General features: G+C 50.0%; 17 protein-coding genes. 5 read left to right on the top strand and 12 right to left on the bottom strand.

Features of this window, described 5'->3' with window-relative positions; translation table 11 throughout:
* Positions 1-10: 10 nt before the first annotated feature.
* The 9 genes from FEK42_RS08665 to FEK42_RS08625 form a co-directional block, all read right to left on the bottom strand.
* Positions 11-499 carry a YbjO family protein gene (locus FEK42_RS08665; protein WP_130205221.1) on the bottom strand — a complete coding sequence of 163 codons (489 nt, stop codon included), beginning with the start codon at positions 497-499 and terminating at the stop codon, positions 11-13.
* Positions 500-558: 59 nt separating this feature from the next.
* The gene (potI, locus tag FEK42_RS08660; protein ID WP_130258187.1) at positions 559-1404 is read right to left on the bottom strand and encodes a putrescine ABC transporter permease PotI; all 846 of its coding nucleotides are present in this window, start codon (positions 1402-1404) and stop codon (positions 559-561) included.
* Positions 1401-2345, bottom strand: coding sequence for a putrescine ABC transporter permease PotH (gene potH / locus FEK42_RS08655; protein WP_130205217.1), 945 nt, complete (start codon positions 2343-2345; stop codon positions 1401-1403). The genes potI and potH overlap by 4 nt, the downstream gene beginning before the upstream one ends.
* A 9-nt stretch (positions 2346-2354) precedes the next feature.
* The gene (potG, locus tag FEK42_RS08650; protein WP_130214734.1) at positions 2355-3488 is read right to left on the bottom strand and encodes a putrescine ABC transporter ATP-binding subunit PotG; all 1134 of its coding nucleotides are present in this window, start codon (positions 3486-3488) and stop codon (positions 2355-2357) included.
* A 94-nt stretch (positions 3489-3582) separates the two neighbouring features.
* Positions 3583-4695, bottom strand: a complete 1113-nt coding sequence (gene potF / locus FEK42_RS08645; RefSeq protein WP_130205213.1) for a spermidine/putrescine ABC transporter substrate-binding protein PotF — start codon at positions 4693-4695, stop codon at positions 3583-3585.
* A gap of 350 nt (positions 4696-5045) precedes the next feature.
* Positions 5046-5522, bottom strand: coding sequence for a YbjN domain-containing protein (locus FEK42_RS08640; protein WP_000203025.1), 477 nt, complete (start codon positions 5520-5522; stop codon positions 5046-5048).
* Positions 5523-5609: 87 nt separating this feature from the next.
* Positions 5610-6512, bottom strand: coding sequence for a 30S ribosomal protein S6--L-glutamate ligase (rimK, locus tag FEK42_RS08635; protein ID WP_130205211.1), 903 nt, complete (start codon positions 6510-6512; stop codon positions 5610-5612).
* Between the two features lie 60 nt (positions 6513-6572).
* On the bottom strand, positions 6573-7295 hold the full coding sequence (nfsA, locus tag FEK42_RS08630; RefSeq protein ID WP_130205209.1) for a nitroreductase NfsA: 723 nt from the start codon (positions 7293-7295) through the stop codon (positions 6573-6575).
* A complete protein-coding gene (locus FEK42_RS08625) occupies positions 7279-7566 on the bottom strand; it encodes a DUF1418 family protein (RefSeq protein ID WP_130205207.1) in 288 nt (95 codons plus the stop codon). The genes nfsA and FEK42_RS08625 overlap by 17 nt, the downstream gene beginning before the upstream one ends.
* A gap of 159 nt (positions 7567-7725) precedes the next feature.
* Here FEK42_RS08625 and FEK42_RS08620 point away from each other — a divergent pair, with 159 nt between their 5' ends.
* The gene (locus FEK42_RS08620) at positions 7726-7983 is read left to right on the top strand and encodes a GrxA family glutaredoxin (RefSeq protein ID WP_130205205.1); all 258 of its coding nucleotides are present in this window, start codon (positions 7726-7728) and stop codon (positions 7981-7983) included.
* Positions 7984-8014: 31 nt separating this feature from the next.
* On the opposite strand, the gene FEK42_RS08615 is transcribed toward FEK42_RS08620, so the two are convergent.
* The gene (locus FEK42_RS08615) at positions 8015-8392 is read right to left on the bottom strand and encodes an inner membrane protein YbjM (protein ID WP_130205203.1); all 378 of its coding nucleotides are present in this window, start codon (positions 8390-8392) and stop codon (positions 8015-8017) included.
* A 267-nt stretch (positions 8393-8659) separates the two neighbouring features.
* Between FEK42_RS08615 and FEK42_RS08610 the strand changes: the two genes are divergently transcribed.
* Complete coding sequence (locus tag FEK42_RS08610) at positions 8660-10345, top strand: aspartate:alanine antiporter (protein WP_130205201.1); 1686 nt, start codon at positions 8660-8662, stop codon at positions 10343-10345.
* 135 nt (positions 10346-10480) lie between these two features.
* On the opposite strand, the gene rcdA is transcribed toward FEK42_RS08610, so the two are convergent.
* Positions 10481-11056, bottom strand: coding sequence for a DNA-binding transcriptional regulator RcdA (gene rcdA, locus FEK42_RS08605; protein ID WP_135492082.1), 576 nt, complete (start codon positions 11054-11056; stop codon positions 10481-10483).
* Between the two features lie 83 nt (positions 11057-11139).
* Here rcdA and FEK42_RS08600 point away from each other — a divergent pair, with 83 nt between their 5' ends.
* The 3 genes from FEK42_RS08600 to ybjH all read left to right on the top strand — a co-directional run bounded on the left by FEK42_RS08600 (position 11140) and on the right by ybjH (position 13526).
* Positions 11140-12348, top strand: coding sequence for an MFS transporter (locus tag FEK42_RS08600; protein ID WP_135492080.1), 1209 nt, complete (start codon positions 11140-11142; stop codon positions 12346-12348).
* Entirely contained in the window at positions 12348-13163 is an 816-nt protein-coding gene (gene ybjI, locus FEK42_RS08595; RefSeq protein WP_130205195.1) for a 5-amino-6-(5-phospho-D-ribitylamino)uracil phosphatase, read from the top strand. The genes FEK42_RS08600 and ybjI overlap by 1 nt, the downstream gene beginning before the upstream one ends.
* A gap of 84 nt (positions 13164-13247) precedes the next feature.
* Positions 13248-13526 carry a protein YbjH gene (gene ybjH / locus FEK42_RS08590; RefSeq protein WP_135492078.1) on the top strand — a complete coding sequence of 93 codons (279 nt, stop codon included), beginning with the start codon at positions 13248-13250 and terminating at the stop codon, positions 13524-13526.
* Between the two features lie 40 nt (positions 13527-13566).
* Here the strand turns inward: ybjH and mdfA are convergent, their stop codons facing one another.
* Complete coding sequence (gene mdfA, locus FEK42_RS08585) at positions 13567-14799, bottom strand: multidrug efflux MFS transporter MdfA (protein ID WP_130205191.1); 1233 nt, start codon at positions 14797-14799, stop codon at positions 13567-13569.
* Positions 14800-15054 lie beyond the last annotated feature (255 nt).

Here is a 15054-nt window from a genome sequence, read left to right as displayed (position 1 = left end):
ATTATACACATTATTGCAACTGGAAGAACCGCCGACTGGTCGAGGGAACGAACAGCAGCATCAGGATGAGCATATCCGGCAGCTTCTGCAGCATCAGGCTATGGAAGATTTCACGTTTTGATTCACCGGGAATGCTGAACAACTCCGGATAACCATAACCCAGCGAAGCAGCCCACAAGTAACTGGCGGCCGTGATTTGTGTCAGCAGATACAGCCAGCGCGCCCAGCGACGCCCTTTCACCAGCGAAAACGCACACCAGATCTCAATAAAAACCAGCGCCAGACTGCTTAAAAAGACCAGTGTTAAACTCCAGGTTTGTACGCTGCGATGAATGAACTCGCCAATACCGCGCACGCCTAATGTATTGAAAATCATCAACACGTCGAGGCCACGGATCATAATAATGGCGAGCGCCGCCACCTGCACCAGCGCAGGCACATTCAGGCGAGCATGTGATGAAGATGTTTTCTTAAAAAATCCCAACGGTTCGTCTTCCATGAAAACAATGCCGCGACATGCGCGGCATTATGTAGCCAGGTTGGCAAATTTTAGTGTCTTCAGCCACGTCTTGCACGCTGGATATCGCGTATCCGCTGCTTTTCTGCGCGAGCCATCAGATACCAGGCGATAAATCCGACAATTCCGACCGCACCGAGAATTAACGTTGCAAGTGCGTTAATTTCTGGATTCACCCCCATCCGCACGCTGGAGAAGACCAGCATCGGTAACGTGGTGGCTCCCGGCCCGGAAACAAAGCTGGCAATCACCAGATCATCAAGCGACAAAGTAAAAGCCAGTAACCAGCCAGAAATGATCGCGGGCATGATCATCGGTAGCGTAATGACGAAAAACACTTTCAGCGGCATCGCACCGAGATCCATCGCCGCTTCTTCTATCGATCGATCCAGTTCCCGCAGACGCGACGAAATAACGACTGCCACATAAGCCGTACAGAAAGTGACATGCGCCAGCCAGATGGTGAGCATACCGCGGTCCGCAGGCCAGCCAATGGCATGAGCAAGCGCGACGAATAACAACAACAGCGACAAGCCCGTGATGACATCTGGCATCACCAGCGGCGCGGTGATCATAAAGGCAAAACCATTTGATCCGCGAAACCTGCCAAAGCGCACCAGCACCACCGCCGCAATTGTCCCGAGGATCGCCGCCGCCGTCGCCGCACAGGCCGCAATTGTCAGGCTTAAACCAACCGCACTCATCATTGCGTCATCGCGCAATAACTCACCGTACCAACGCGTTGACCAGCCCGCCCACACCGTCACCAGCTTCGAGCTGTTAAATGAATAGATAACCAGCATCAGCATTGGCGCATAAAGAAAGGTGAAGCCCAGCAGCAAAATCACAATCCGCCAGGGCGAACGAACGACCGGTAAATTATTCATCCGTGTTCTCCCACACTTTTTTGCTGATACTTGTGGAACCACATAATAGGCACGATTAGCAGCAACAACATGATAATCGCCACTGCCGAGGCGACAGGCCAGTCACGGTTATTGAAGAACTCCTGCCACAGCACGCGGCCAATCATGATGCTATCCGGACCGCCGAGCAGTTCCGGGATCACAAACTCGCCAACCGCAGGAATAAAGACCAACATCGATCCGGCAATAATTCCGCCTTTGGTGAGTGGCACGATCACGGTAAAGAAAGTTTTCAGCGGTCGTGCACCGAGATCCAGTGCCGCTTCCACCAGCGAATAATCAATACGCATCAACGCGGTGTAGATTGGCAGCACCATAAACGGCACATAGGCGTAAACAATGCCAATATAGACCGCCAGGTTGGTATGCAGAATGGTCAGTGGTTGATCGATAACGCCCAGCCACAGCAGGAAGTTATTCAGCACACCATTGTTTTTTAATATTCCCATCCAGGCATAAACGCGGATCAGAAACGAGGTCCACGACGGCAGGATCACCAGCAGCAATAAGATATTGCGGGTCGAGGGTTTACTGTGCGCCACCGCCCACGCCAGCGGGTAGCCAAGCAATAAGCAGCAGATGGTCGAAATCGCTGCCACCTGTAACGACTGGAGATAAGCATCGAAATAGAGCGGATCGTCGGTAAGTTGCAGGAAATTACCAAGATTGAGGGTGATTGACAGTTGCCCGTCGGCCCACTCCATCAGTTCGGTATAAGGCGGAATAGCTCGCGCCATCTCTGCAAGACTTATTTTAAAGACAATCAGAAATGGCAGCAGGAATAGCAAAATTAACCAGATATACGGCAGGGCAATCACCAGTTTGCGCCCGTGCTTCATCTGCCACTGCGTAAGCCACTGTTTTAACCCGCCCGGCTGGACAGGAGGTTCAAGTGTACTCATCTTTGCTCCTTAAACCGTCAGCACCACACAACTGTCCACTTCCCAACATAAACGAACTTCATCACCCCAGGTCGGTAGCCCTTTGCGGTGACGATGCGCGTTTTGTAGCTGGGCGCTAATCATCTGCCCGCTTTTCAGTCGAACGTGATACACCGAAAGATCGCCGAGATAGGCAATGTGTATCACCTCCCCCACCGCGAAGTTACAACCATTGGCGGGCGGCTCCTCGCAAAGCATGATTTTTTCCGGTCGCAGCGCCACATGTACCGGCACGTTATCGACCACTGACGCCAGCGGATCGACTTTCAGCGGATGGACCAGCCCCGGTGAATCGAGCAACAGGCCGTCTTCCTGACGCTCTTTTAGTAGCCCTTCAAAGACGTTGACTGAACCAATAAACTCGGCGCTGTAGCGGGTAGTCGGATGCTCGTAAATCTCTTCCGGCTCGCCAATCTGAACAAATTTCCCGCGATTCATAATGGCGATACGCCCCGCCATGGTCATCGCCTCTTCCTGATCGTGAGTCACCATTACGCAGGTCACGCCGACACGCTCCAGAATATCCACCACTTCAAGCTGCATCCGGTCACGCAATTTTTTATCCAGCGCGCCCATCGGCTCGTCGAGCAGTAATAGTTTCGGGCGCTTGGCAAGGCTTCGGGCCAGGGCCACACGCTGGCGTTGGCCACCGGAAAGCTGATGCGGTTTGCGTTTGGCGAACTCCTGCATATGTACCAGTCCGAGCATCTCGTTGACCCGGCTGGCAATTTCCGCTTTTGGCAATTTGTCCTGCTTCAGGCCAAAGGCGATGTTCTGTTCCACGGTCATATGCGGAAACAACGCGTAAGACTGAAACATCATATTGATGGGGCGTAGATAAGGAGGAACCCGTGACAGGTCGACGCCATCAAGCATAATCTGCCCGGCAGAAGGTTGTTCAAAACCTGCCAGCATACGTAGCAGCGTGGATTTACCACAGCCGGATGCGCCCAGCAGTGCAAAGATTTCGCCTTTATAAATGGTCAGACTGACATCATCGACCGCATGTTGACCATCGTAGGATTTGGTCAAATTACGGATTTCTAATAGTGGTGTCAGCGACTTACGACTTTTCGCCTGCGGGCGAGGGATAGCGTCATTCACGGCTGCTCTCCGGCATTGAATGTGTGCAAGCGCACCATGATGGTGCGAATTGCCGGCGGGTGTGGTGCACCCGTCCGGCATCTACAACAGCAGATTATTTTCCGCTCTTCACTTTGGTCCAGGCACGAGTGCGCACTCGATCGATTTTTGGATCCTGCACTTGTAGTGTGAACATTTTGGCGCGAACGTCCGCAGGCGGGTAAATTCCTGGGTTATCACGGACTTCCGCACTCACCAGCGGCGTGGCTGCTTTATTGGCGTTAGCATAGAACACATGGTCGGAGATATGCGCGACCACATCCGGACGCAGCAGGTAATTCAGGAACTGATACGCTTCGTCTTTATTTTTGGCATCCGCAGGCATGGCGAATACATCAAAGAATGCCATCGCCCCTTCTTTCGGAATCGAGAAAGAGACATTCACACCGTTTTTCGCTTCTTTCGCGCGGTTAGACGCCTGCCACACATCGCCCGCCCAGCCAATAGCGACGCAAATATCGCCGTTTGCCAGATCGTTAATGTATTGAGATGAATGGAAATAACGAATATTCGGACGCAGCTTTAACAGCAGATCGGTTGCCGGGCCAGTGTAATCATCCGCTTTGGTGCTGTTGGGATCTTTGCCGAGATAATTCAGCACGGTGGCAAACACTTCTTCCGGCGCATCGAGGAACGAGACTCCGCAGCTTTTCAGTTTTTCCAGATTTTCAGGTTTGAGGATCAAGTCCCAGCTATCGACTGGCGCGTTTTCGCCCAGTACCGCTTTGACTTTATCGACGTTGTAGCCAATTCCGGTGGTCGCCCACATATACGGCATGGCAAATTTATTGTCGGGATCGTGTTTTGCCACCAGCTTCAGCAGTTCTGGATCGAGATTCTTCCATTCTGGCAATTTGCTTTTATCCAACGGCTGGAATACACCAGCAGTCAGCTGGCGTTCAAGAAAACTGGCTGATGGAACGACAAGATCAAAGCCGGTGCTCCCCGCCATTAACTTGCCTTCCAATACTTCGTTGGAATCGAAAACATCGTAGACGACTTTTATACCCGTCTCTTTTTCAAAATTTGCCACTGTATCCGGGGCGATATAATCAGACCAGTTATAGATGTGGAGTGTTTTTTGTTCAGCCGCGAGCGTGCCGACAGAGACGGCCATCAGAGCACCTGCAACCAGACCCGATAGCCATTTTTTATTTAAGGCGGTCATATCTCTTTCCTTCTGAAAATTCGTTAACAAACGAACAAAAGTTGTCACACTGAAAGATATGCAATAAACGTGCATATTTTTTATCGGCGCGGCGCAAGAAAAGAGAACTCTCTCCCGGCCAGCATTGCTCGCTATATAAAAGCCTTGCAAGAATAACTTTAGCCAGGGTTTGAAACTATAGCTGTAATTAAAAAACAGTATTTAACAAATTTTTATGCGCATTTGCTCTATGTGATAAAGCAAATTCGGCATAAGACAAGTGAAAAAATCTTTAATAGAAGGTTAAATTTAGCAGGAAATATTATAATGCGCAGTCACTGCGGCAGCGACTGCGTGCTCAAAAAGAATTATCAGTGAAGGAAATAGTTTTCGGTAACGTTATTTTGCCCTTCATCGTCAGTCGGCAACAGCAGTTGATGGGCATTGGCTTCAAGGATGACCATCGAAATCTGCTCTTCACTCTGGCGTACGAACCATGCAAATTGTTCATAGGTTACGCCCTGCATAACGGATAAAGACTGGCAAACCACCAGCTTTGGCAGATTATCATCCTGCATATCAAGAAATGCTTTCACAGTCAGCGAACTGGCATTGATGGCCGACAAATCCGCCGCCAGCGGCAACACGGCTGAAGGTCTGACTTCCGCCATGGCAGAAAACAGGATCGTGTTATCAATCAGGTCGATTTTGGCATCAAAGACACCGTCAAAATTCTGCATATGCGGCAGATGTAGCGCCTGACAGTTATCACATTCAAAAAAACTCATCCCCAGGTCATCGAGCCATTGACGCAACGTATCCAGACCAGGAACGACCAGCGATGTCATAATTTTGTACAACCTCTTCCGATAAAAAGACTGGCACAGCTTACGCAAAAAGCGCAGGCAAAACCATGATCAGTCACGTTATTGCGACTAACCACCGGTTTTTAAGCAATATTCTGCCGTGGCGTGACGCTCAATCCAGCGGATCATTTTACCCGCGATGTCGATACCGGTGGTTTTCTCTATTCCTTCCAGACCGGGCGACGCATTCACCTCCATCACTAACGGTCCGCGATTTGCACGCAGAATATCCACACCAGCAACATCCAGTGCCATCGTTCGTGCGGCTTTTATGGCGATTTCACGCTCCTGCGGCGTAATACTGGCAATGCTTGCCGCGCCGCCACGATGCAAATTGGAACGAAAATCGCCCTCCTTCGCCTGCCGTTCAATTGCCGCGACCACTTCATCGCCAACGACCAGACAACGAATATCACGGCCTTTTGCTTCTTTTATATATTCCTGCACCAGAATATGCGCATTAAGACCGCGAAAAGCGTCAATTACGCTTTCTGCTGCCTGACGCGTCTCTGCCAGCACCACTCCAATCCCCTGCGTGCCTTCGACCAACTTGACCACCAGCGGCGCACCACCGACCATCTCGATTAAGTCGCTGGTATCATCCGGCGAATGCGCCATGCCTGTTACAGGCAGGTCAATGCCCTGTCGCGCTAACAGTTGCATGGAACGCAATTTGTCACGCGCACGGGCAATCGCAACCGATTCGTTCAACGGATAGCTCCCCAGCATTTCGAACTGGCGTAACGCCGCAGTCCCATAAAAGGTAATGGCGGTGCCAATGCGCGGGATCACCGCGTCAAAATGGGGTAGCTTGCGGCCTTTATAATGAATAGAAGACGCCGCAGGATTAATGTTCATATAGCAAGAAAGCGGATCGAGAATTTCAACCAGGTGACCGCGCTGTATAGCGGCTTCACGCAGCCGCTTACACGAATAGAGCGTTCCATCCCGGGACAATATGGCAATTTTCACCCTGCACCTCTCTGTCAGACCTGGTCAAAAGCCCGCGTATAATACATCGGCGTTACGGTTTTAGCGCGTCGCCCAACCTTGTTTATGCAAATAATCGAGAATAAAAGGACGGCTTTCTTTGATAATCGTCCGACGAATATGATCGCTCCAGGTATCCCGACGATTATTGCTGCCACGGGTGAGATAATATTCCGCCAGTTGCTCGTCATACTGCGCCAGAGCGTCTTTATCCAGCGGTTGATAGCTGTTTTCATGCACCACAATAGAGGCGGGTAAACGCGGTTTGAGATCCGGTTTATCCGCAGGCCAGCCAAGACACAGACCAAATAGCGGCAAAACATGCTTCGGTAACTTCAGCAGTTCCGTCACCGCTTCGATATTATTGCGTAGGCCACCAATATATACTCCGCCCAATCCCAGCGATTCCGCTGCAGTTAACGCATTTTGCGCCATCATTGCCGTATCAACGACACCGAGCAACAATTGTTCCGCCAGGCCAAGTTGTGCATCCGGACAGATCTGTAAATGACGGTTAAAATCGGCACAGAACACCCAGAATTCCGCCGCTTGCGCCACGTGTTTTTGCCCCCCGGTCAGCGTTACCAGTTCTTCACGCAGCGTTCTATCGGTAATGCGAATAATGCTACTGCATTGCAAAAAACTGGAACTGGAAGTCGCTCGGGCGCTGTTGATAATCGCCTCACGCTGCGCCTCAGAAATGGGGTCATCAGTGAAATGGCGAATAGAGCGATGGCCACAAATAAGTTCAATGGTTGGCGTCATTATCTTTTTCTCTTTCTGAACGTGAAGATTCCAGTGGACGATTCATCAGTTGTGGGGCAAGCCGTTTTGCCACCTGAAGAATAACCACCACCGCAGCGGGAAGCATGAGCAAAACACCGAGAAAAATCATCAGAATTTGTATCTCTGGCGTCGAAAACGGCACCGGAAGCGAAAGGTAATGGCTTAACGACAGCAGCGCCGTCACCAGTAACATCATGCCGATGAATTCCAGTATCAACACGCTTTTAGGTAATTTACCGATCGCGCGCATAAGCTTCCCTCTGCAAAGTGAATTGCTATTTTAAAACCTTTCGTTGCGTTGTGCTTAACAGTTATAGCTTTAAGCAATCAATGCAACAGGTTAAACCTACTTTCAGCGAATAAATTTTGGCGTAATCATGGCGGACATAAACAGATGAGGAGAGAAACAATGCAAACCGTTATTTTTGGTCGTCCGGGTTGCCCTTACTGCGTGCGTGCTAAAGAGTTGGCAGACAAACTGAGTAATGAACGCGATGACTTTGAATATCAGTATGTTGATATTCGTGCAGAAGGGATTAGCAAAGAAGATTTACAACAGAAAGCGGGTAAACCAGTAGAAACCGTACCGCAGATTTTTGTCGATCAGCAACACATCGGCGGCTATACCGATTTTGCTGCCTGGGTGAAAGAGAATCTTGAAGCCTGATTGCCGGATAAGCCCTCTCTGTTTGAGGGCTTTATTGATTTTTTCTGTGCTGTGACTTGAACAAACTACTAATAAACAAGAAACACAACGCCCCCAACGCACACCAGAAGACGGCGCTCAATAACCATGCCAACTCTTGCCAGAATGAGCGTGTTGGTGAAAAAAACAGACGCATAATTAACATAGAACACGGTGCCGCCAGCATTGCGCCAAACAGCGGTTTAAGGACTTCTCTACGCTGCGAAAAAAAGCTGGCAACCGCCCCAGGAAGAATGAAAAACAGCAAGCCGATTTCAGGATGCCCGGCAGCCCGAAAAGCGCCTTTCATTTGCGTCGCCAGGAACAGGCACACTACAATGAAGAGGACAAAACAGCAGATTGCCCCCGCCCAACGTTGTTTATGTTTCACTCGCTCCTCCTGACACTGCCTCTATCGAACACATTTTCGCCACTATGGCGTTCAGTAAGATAAAGCCGCTTCGCATTCCATGCTAATATAGGCCAACGCAATTTTTATAGCCGTTGGTACTTAATGTGATTACACTAGTAAAATATATTGTTTCTTTACTATTGCTTATGTGCGCTGAATGAATCCGCGCCCTGATTTCAGGTAAAAACATTATCTTAAATTACCATTTCTTTCAACAGCTTACTCGTAAACAAGAAGTTAGTCTCCGTGAATATAAACGTCGCCGAATTGTTAAATGGGAATTACATTCTGTTATTATTTGTAGTCCTTGCGCTTGGACTATGTCTAGGAAAATTACGACTTGGTTCAATCCAACTGGGTAATTCCATTGGCGTTTTAGTCGTATCGTTACTATTAGGGCAACAACATTTCAGCATTAACACCGACGCGCTTAATCTTGGCTTTATGTTGTTTATTTTCTGCGTCGGGGTCGAAGCCGGACCCAACTTTTTTTCCATTTTTTTCCGCGATGGGAAAAATTACCTAATGTTAGCTCTGGTGATGGTTAGCAGTGCGCTGGCGATCGCCTTAGGGTTGGGTAAGCTGTTTGGCTGGGATATCGGTCTGACGGCCGGTATGTTGGCTGGCTCCATGACATCGACACCGGTTCTGGTCGGTGCTGGCGACACATTACGCCATTCCGGTATGGAAAGCGGACAGCTCTCCACAGCACTGGATAATCTAAGCCTTGGGTATGCGTTAACTTATTTAATTGGCCTGGTGAGTTTAATTGTCGGCGCACGTTATTTACCGAAGTTGCAACATCAGGATTTACAGACCAGCGCCCAACAAATCGCTCGCGAACGTGGCCTGGACACCGATGCCAGCCGCAAAGTTTATTTGCCGGTGATCCGCGCCTACCGTGTCGGCCCGGAGCTGGTGGCCTGGACCGACGGCAAAAATCTGCGTGAATTGGGTATTTATCGTCAAACCGGTTGCTACATTGAACGTATTCGTCGTAACGGGATTCTGGCAAATCCAGATGGCGACGCCGTACTGCAAATGGGCGATGAGATAGCGTTAGTGGGATATCCAGACGCCCATGCCCGCCTCGATCCCAGCTTCCGTAACGGTAAAGAAGTTTTTGATCGTGACCTTCTCGACATGCGTATTGTCACTGAAGAGGTCGTTGTCAAAAACCATAACGCGGTAGGTAAACGTCTGGCACAACTAAAGTTGACCGATCACGGTTGCTTCCTTAACCGCGTCATCCGCAGCCAGATTGAGATGCCAATTGATGACAACGTTGTGCTTAATAAAGGTGATGTTTTACAGGTGAGCGGCGATGCCCGTCGCGTGAAAACCATTGCTGACCGCATCGGCTTTATCTCGATTCACAGCCAGGTCACAGACCTGCTGGCATTCTGCGCGTTCTTTGTTATTGGCCTGATGATCGGGATGATTACCTTCCAGTTCAGTACATTTAGCTTTGGCATGGGTAACGCTGCTGGCTTGTTATTCGCCGGCATTATGTTGGGCTTTATGCGCGCTAACCACCCGACCTTCGGTTACATTCCGCAGGGGGCGTTAAGCATGGTGAAAGAGTTCGGCTTGATGGTGTTTATGGCAGGCGTTGGTTTAAGCGCCGGTAGCGGTATTAATAACGGCCTGGGCGCGATCGGTGGTCAGATGTTAATTGCCGGATTGATTGTCAGTCTGGTGCCGGTGGTGATCTGCTTCCTGTTCGGCGCTTATGTACTGCGTATGAACCGCGCACTCCTGTTCGGCGCGATGATGGGCGCGCGTACTTGTGCGCCGGCAATGGAGATCATCAGCGACACCGCACGCAGTAACATCCCAGCCTTAGGTTATGCGGGCACTTATGCAATAGCTAACGTACTGCTAACGCTGGCCGGGACAATCATTGTCATGGTATGGCCAGGACTCGGATAAAACTGAAGTTGCCCTGAAAATGAAATTTTTTTGTACAATCGGCGAACTTTTCTTTGGGGCATCAGTCTTAATTAGTGCCACTGCTTTTCTTTGATGTCCCCATTTTGTGGAGCCCATCAACCCCGCCATTTTGGTTCAAGGTTGATGGGTTTTTTGTTGTCTGAAATTTATCTCCTGCCCCGCCACTCGTGCCACCATCCGTAAAATCTCCTCGCGCGATAGCGGCTTACGGTCAGTGACAAAATGCAGCGTCATCCCTTCAATAAAAGCATCCAGAGCCCTGGCCGTTCCAGGTTCAAACCATTGTTCGAGTGTTTGCTGACTGCGCTGCATCCAGTTTTGCATCACTGTTTTTAATAACGGTTTTCGACTGGCCAGCGCGTAGAGTTGATACATCAGTTCCATGTTGTCCGGCGTTGCAACCTGCGAGCTGTAGATCATTTCAGTGATGGCCAGGCAGGCACTGGGGGCATCGCTGACATCGAGAAAAAATGCCTGATATTGCCGTGACATAGTCTGCGTAAAGCTACTGAACGCCTCCAGTAATAGCTCATCAATTCCTGAAAAATAGTAGGTCATCGACCCTAACGGTACCCCGGCAAGGGTAGCTATTTTACGGTGCGTCACGGCATGTATTCCGTAAAGTTTCACCGCCTCGAGAGTGGCCTGGATGATTTTTTCTCGCCGTTGTGGATCGTTAGCGCGACGCATGTCATTTCCTCTCTCTGCAATTGTGTACAAATGTACACAACCTTGCTAAGGTTGTCTTCTCTCTTCTTTTTTTGACGTGATCTATGACAGTAAATTCTTCACGTAATGCCTTGAAACGCCGTACTTGGGCGCTGTTCATGTTCTTCTTTTTGCCGGGCCTTCTAATGGCTTCCTGGGCAACCAGAACGCCCGCTATCCGCGACATTCTTTCTGTCTCTATCGCCGAAATGGGCGGAGTGCTCTTTGGTCTGTCAATCGGTTCGATGAGCGGCATTCTCTGCTCGGCGTGGTTAGTAAAACGCTTTGGGACGCGTAATGTCATCCTGGTCACGATGTCCTGCGCATTGATCGGGATGATGATATTAAGTCTGGCGCTCTGGCTGACATCTCCTGTGCTCTTTGCCGTTGGTCTTGGCGTTTTTGGCGCCAGTTTTGGTTCCGCAGAAGTGGCGATAAACGTTGAAGGTGCTGCCGTTGAGCGAGAAATGAATAAAACGGTTTTGCCGATGATGCATGGCTTCTACAGTCTCGGTACGCTGGCGGGGGCTGGTGTAGGGATGGCGCTGACGGCCTTTGGAGTTCCGGCAACTGTTCACATTTTGCTGGCGGCGCTGGTGGGCATCGCGCCTATTTATATCGCTATTCAGGCAATCCCTGACGGTACGGGAAAAAATGCTGCCGATGGCACGCAGCATAGTGAAAAAGGGGTTCCTTTTTATCGCGATATTCAGTTGCTATTAATTGGTGTCGTGGTGCTGGCAATGGCTTTTGCAGAAGGTTCTGCCAACGACTGGTTACCCTTATTAATGGTTGATGGCCACGGATTTGGCCCAACATCCGGCTCATTGATATACGCAGGTTTCACATTGGGGATGACCGTTGGACGTTTTACCGGCGGCTGGTTTATTGATCGCTACAGCCGCGTTGCCGTGGTACGTGCCAGTGCACTAATGGGTGCGTTGGGTATCGGGCTAATTATTTTTGTTGATAGCGCCTGGGTCGCCGGGGTATCTGTCGTTCTTTGGGGACTGGGTGCCTCGCTGGGCTTCCCGCTGACCATTTCAGCCGCCAGTGATACCGGCCCCGATGCACCAACCCGTGTCAGCGTAGTGGCCACGACCGGTTATCTGGCTTTCCTCGTCGGGCCGCCACTGCTGGGCTATCTCGGCGAACATTATGGATTACGTAGTGCAATGCTGGTTGTACTGGCGCTGGTTATTCTCGCGGCTATCGTCGCAAAAGCCGTCGCCAAACCCAATACAAAAACGCAGACTGCGATGGAGAATAGTTGATGGGCATTAAATTAATTGCGGTAGACATGGACGGTACTTTCTTAAGCGATCAAAAAACCTATAACCGCGAGCGGTTTATGGCCCAATATCAGCAGATGAAAGCACAAGGTATTCGCTTTGTGGTTGCCAGCGGGAATCAATATTATCAGTTGATCTCATTCTTCCCCGAAATTGCCGATGAAATTGCTTTTGTGGCGGAAAATGGTGGCTGGGTAGTGAGCGAAGGCAAAGATGTTTTTAATGGTGAGCTATCGAAAGATGCTTTTGCCACTGTCGTGGCGCATTTGCTGACGCGCCCGGAAGTGGAGATTATTGCCTGCGGCAAAAATAGCGCCTATACCCTCAAAAAATATGACGATGCCATGAAAACCGTGGCGGAAATGTATTATCACCGTCTGGAATACGTCGATAACTTTGACAACTTAGAAGATATCTTCTTCAAGTTTGGCCTGAATCTTTCCGATGAACTGATTCCACAAGTGCAGAAAGCATTACATGAAGCCATCGGCGATATTATGGTGCCAGTGCATACCGGCAACGGCAGCATCGATTTAATCATCCCCGGCGTGCATAAAGCCAATGGCCTGCGTCAACTCCAGAAATTATGGGGAATAGACGACAGCGAAGTCGTGGTCTTTGGCGATGGCGGTAATGATATTGAGATGCTGCGTCAGGCAGGATACAGCTTCGCAATGGAAAATGCCGGCAGCGCGGTTGTTGCAGCGGCGAAATATCGTGCAGGTTCCAATAATCGTGAAGGCGTACTGGACGTGATTGATAAAGTTCTTAAACACGAAGCGCCATTTAATCAATAAAACGGCAGCACGCCCGGCAACACAACGCCTGAATGAAGGCTGCATAATTCGCAGAAATTAACTCACCGGATTATTTCAGGCGAAATGATTATGAAGAATTATGTTTTGCTGGGCGCGTTTCTCATGAGCTTTACCGGTGCAACGATGGCGCAAAGCGTTACCGTCGATGTGCCAAGTGGATACAAAGTGGTAGTGGTCCCTGATTCTGTCAGCGTTCCACAAGCCGTCAGTGTCGCTACTGTGCCGCAAACCGTCTATGTGGCTCCTGCTCCGGCTTACCGTCCACATCCGTATGTTCGTCACCTTGCCAGCGTTGGCGAAGGAATGGTTATCGAACATCAGATCGATGACCATCACCATTAATACGAAAATGCCTGATTGCATTGTGCAATCAGGCATTTTTTTACCCTTCGTGCGAATTTCCTACCTGTTTATCTTTTAAAAAGATAAACATCAGCAGCAGCCACAAAATTCCGTTGGCAAGGTTGAAGAGATTAAACAGACCATTGCCGCCGTTCAGATACGCGTGTTTACTGATCTCAATACCGACAGTGAAAATCAGCATTTGCAACATCCCCATCGCCGCAGAAACCGTACCTTTACTCATATCGCTGGCAAACAACGTCAGACGCACCAGTCCCGCATTCGCCAGACCAATACCAAAAGCATAAATACTTAACCCAGCGGTCATCCACAAATACGCGTGCGATGAGATGACCGTTGCCGCAGCGGCGACCAACAGACCAATCATAATCGGCCAACCGCCCATAATGATCAGCGAACGTACGGTGCGACGCGAGGTCAGTCGCGCCAGCAGTAGGTTCCCCGCAATTAATGCGCCGAAAATGGGAACTTGCAGCAAACCATATTCATAGCTGCTCAACTGCTCGCCGGTTATGATAATAATCGGCGACTGGGCAATCCACGCCAGCAACGGCAGACTAACAAACCCCAGTGCCAGCGCCCCCGCAACAAAGCGACCATTCTTCAGCACCAGCTTGTAGTCACGCCCGAGCTCTTTCAGCGACAGTTTCTCACCTATACGCGTGGCGGTTTCTGGCATGGCACGTTGCAGACCGAAGAAGGAGATCGTTGCCAATGCGGCAAATAATACAAACATCCCTTCCCAGGGCAGCACATGGATCCACGCCGCTCCCACCAACGGGCCGAGTAGCGGAGCAATCAGCGCCACGTTCGCCATCAGCGCGGTGATCTTGATACAAACCGCCTCTTCGAAGGATTCCTGAATTGCGGCGTAACCCACAGCGCCAATGAAACAGAGGCTTATGCCCTGCAAGAAGCGCAACAGCGTGAATTGTTCAATGTTTTGCGCCAGTAATATCGCCAGACAAGTGATGATAAACCACACTACGCCCGCCAGCATCACCGGACGGCGACCAATACGATCCGACAATGGCCCCAGCAGCCACTGTAAAAACATCCCACCCGCAAGGTACGCGGTCATCGAGGTAGGAACCCAATCAATGCCCGCCTGGTACTGTTCCACCACGGCCAACATACCGGGCTGAATCATATCGTTACCGATATAGGTTGAGAATTCGTAGAGCACCAGACAGAGAGGGAAAAGTAATGCCTGACGTCCAAGTCTGGCACCATTAGCTAATCTATTTTGCATGCAATTTCTTCGCCAAGAATAATCGCGCAAAGTTTAATAAAAGCGCGGCTAACGAGAAAGCAATTTTTGCGCCTTAAGCACATTCTTACATTAATCGGCGATTAGACTCTCTTTTTTTAAGCTTTATTTAACTACCGCGCGTTACCATTACTTCACATAATACGGGCCGCTTATGAGAAATAAGACGATGCCGCTTTACCCTGTTTAACATGCACCTTATTCTCACCGCCTTGCCTGACGGCTCCCCATTAAACA

Origin of the sequence: Escherichia sp. E2748 (assembly GCF_005781125.1) — a bacterium.
GTDB lineage: Bacteria > Pseudomonadota > Gammaproteobacteria > Enterobacterales > Enterobacteriaceae > Escherichia.
Note: the sequence above shows the minus strand (reverse complement) of the source record. Positions and strands in the feature narration are given on the sequence as shown.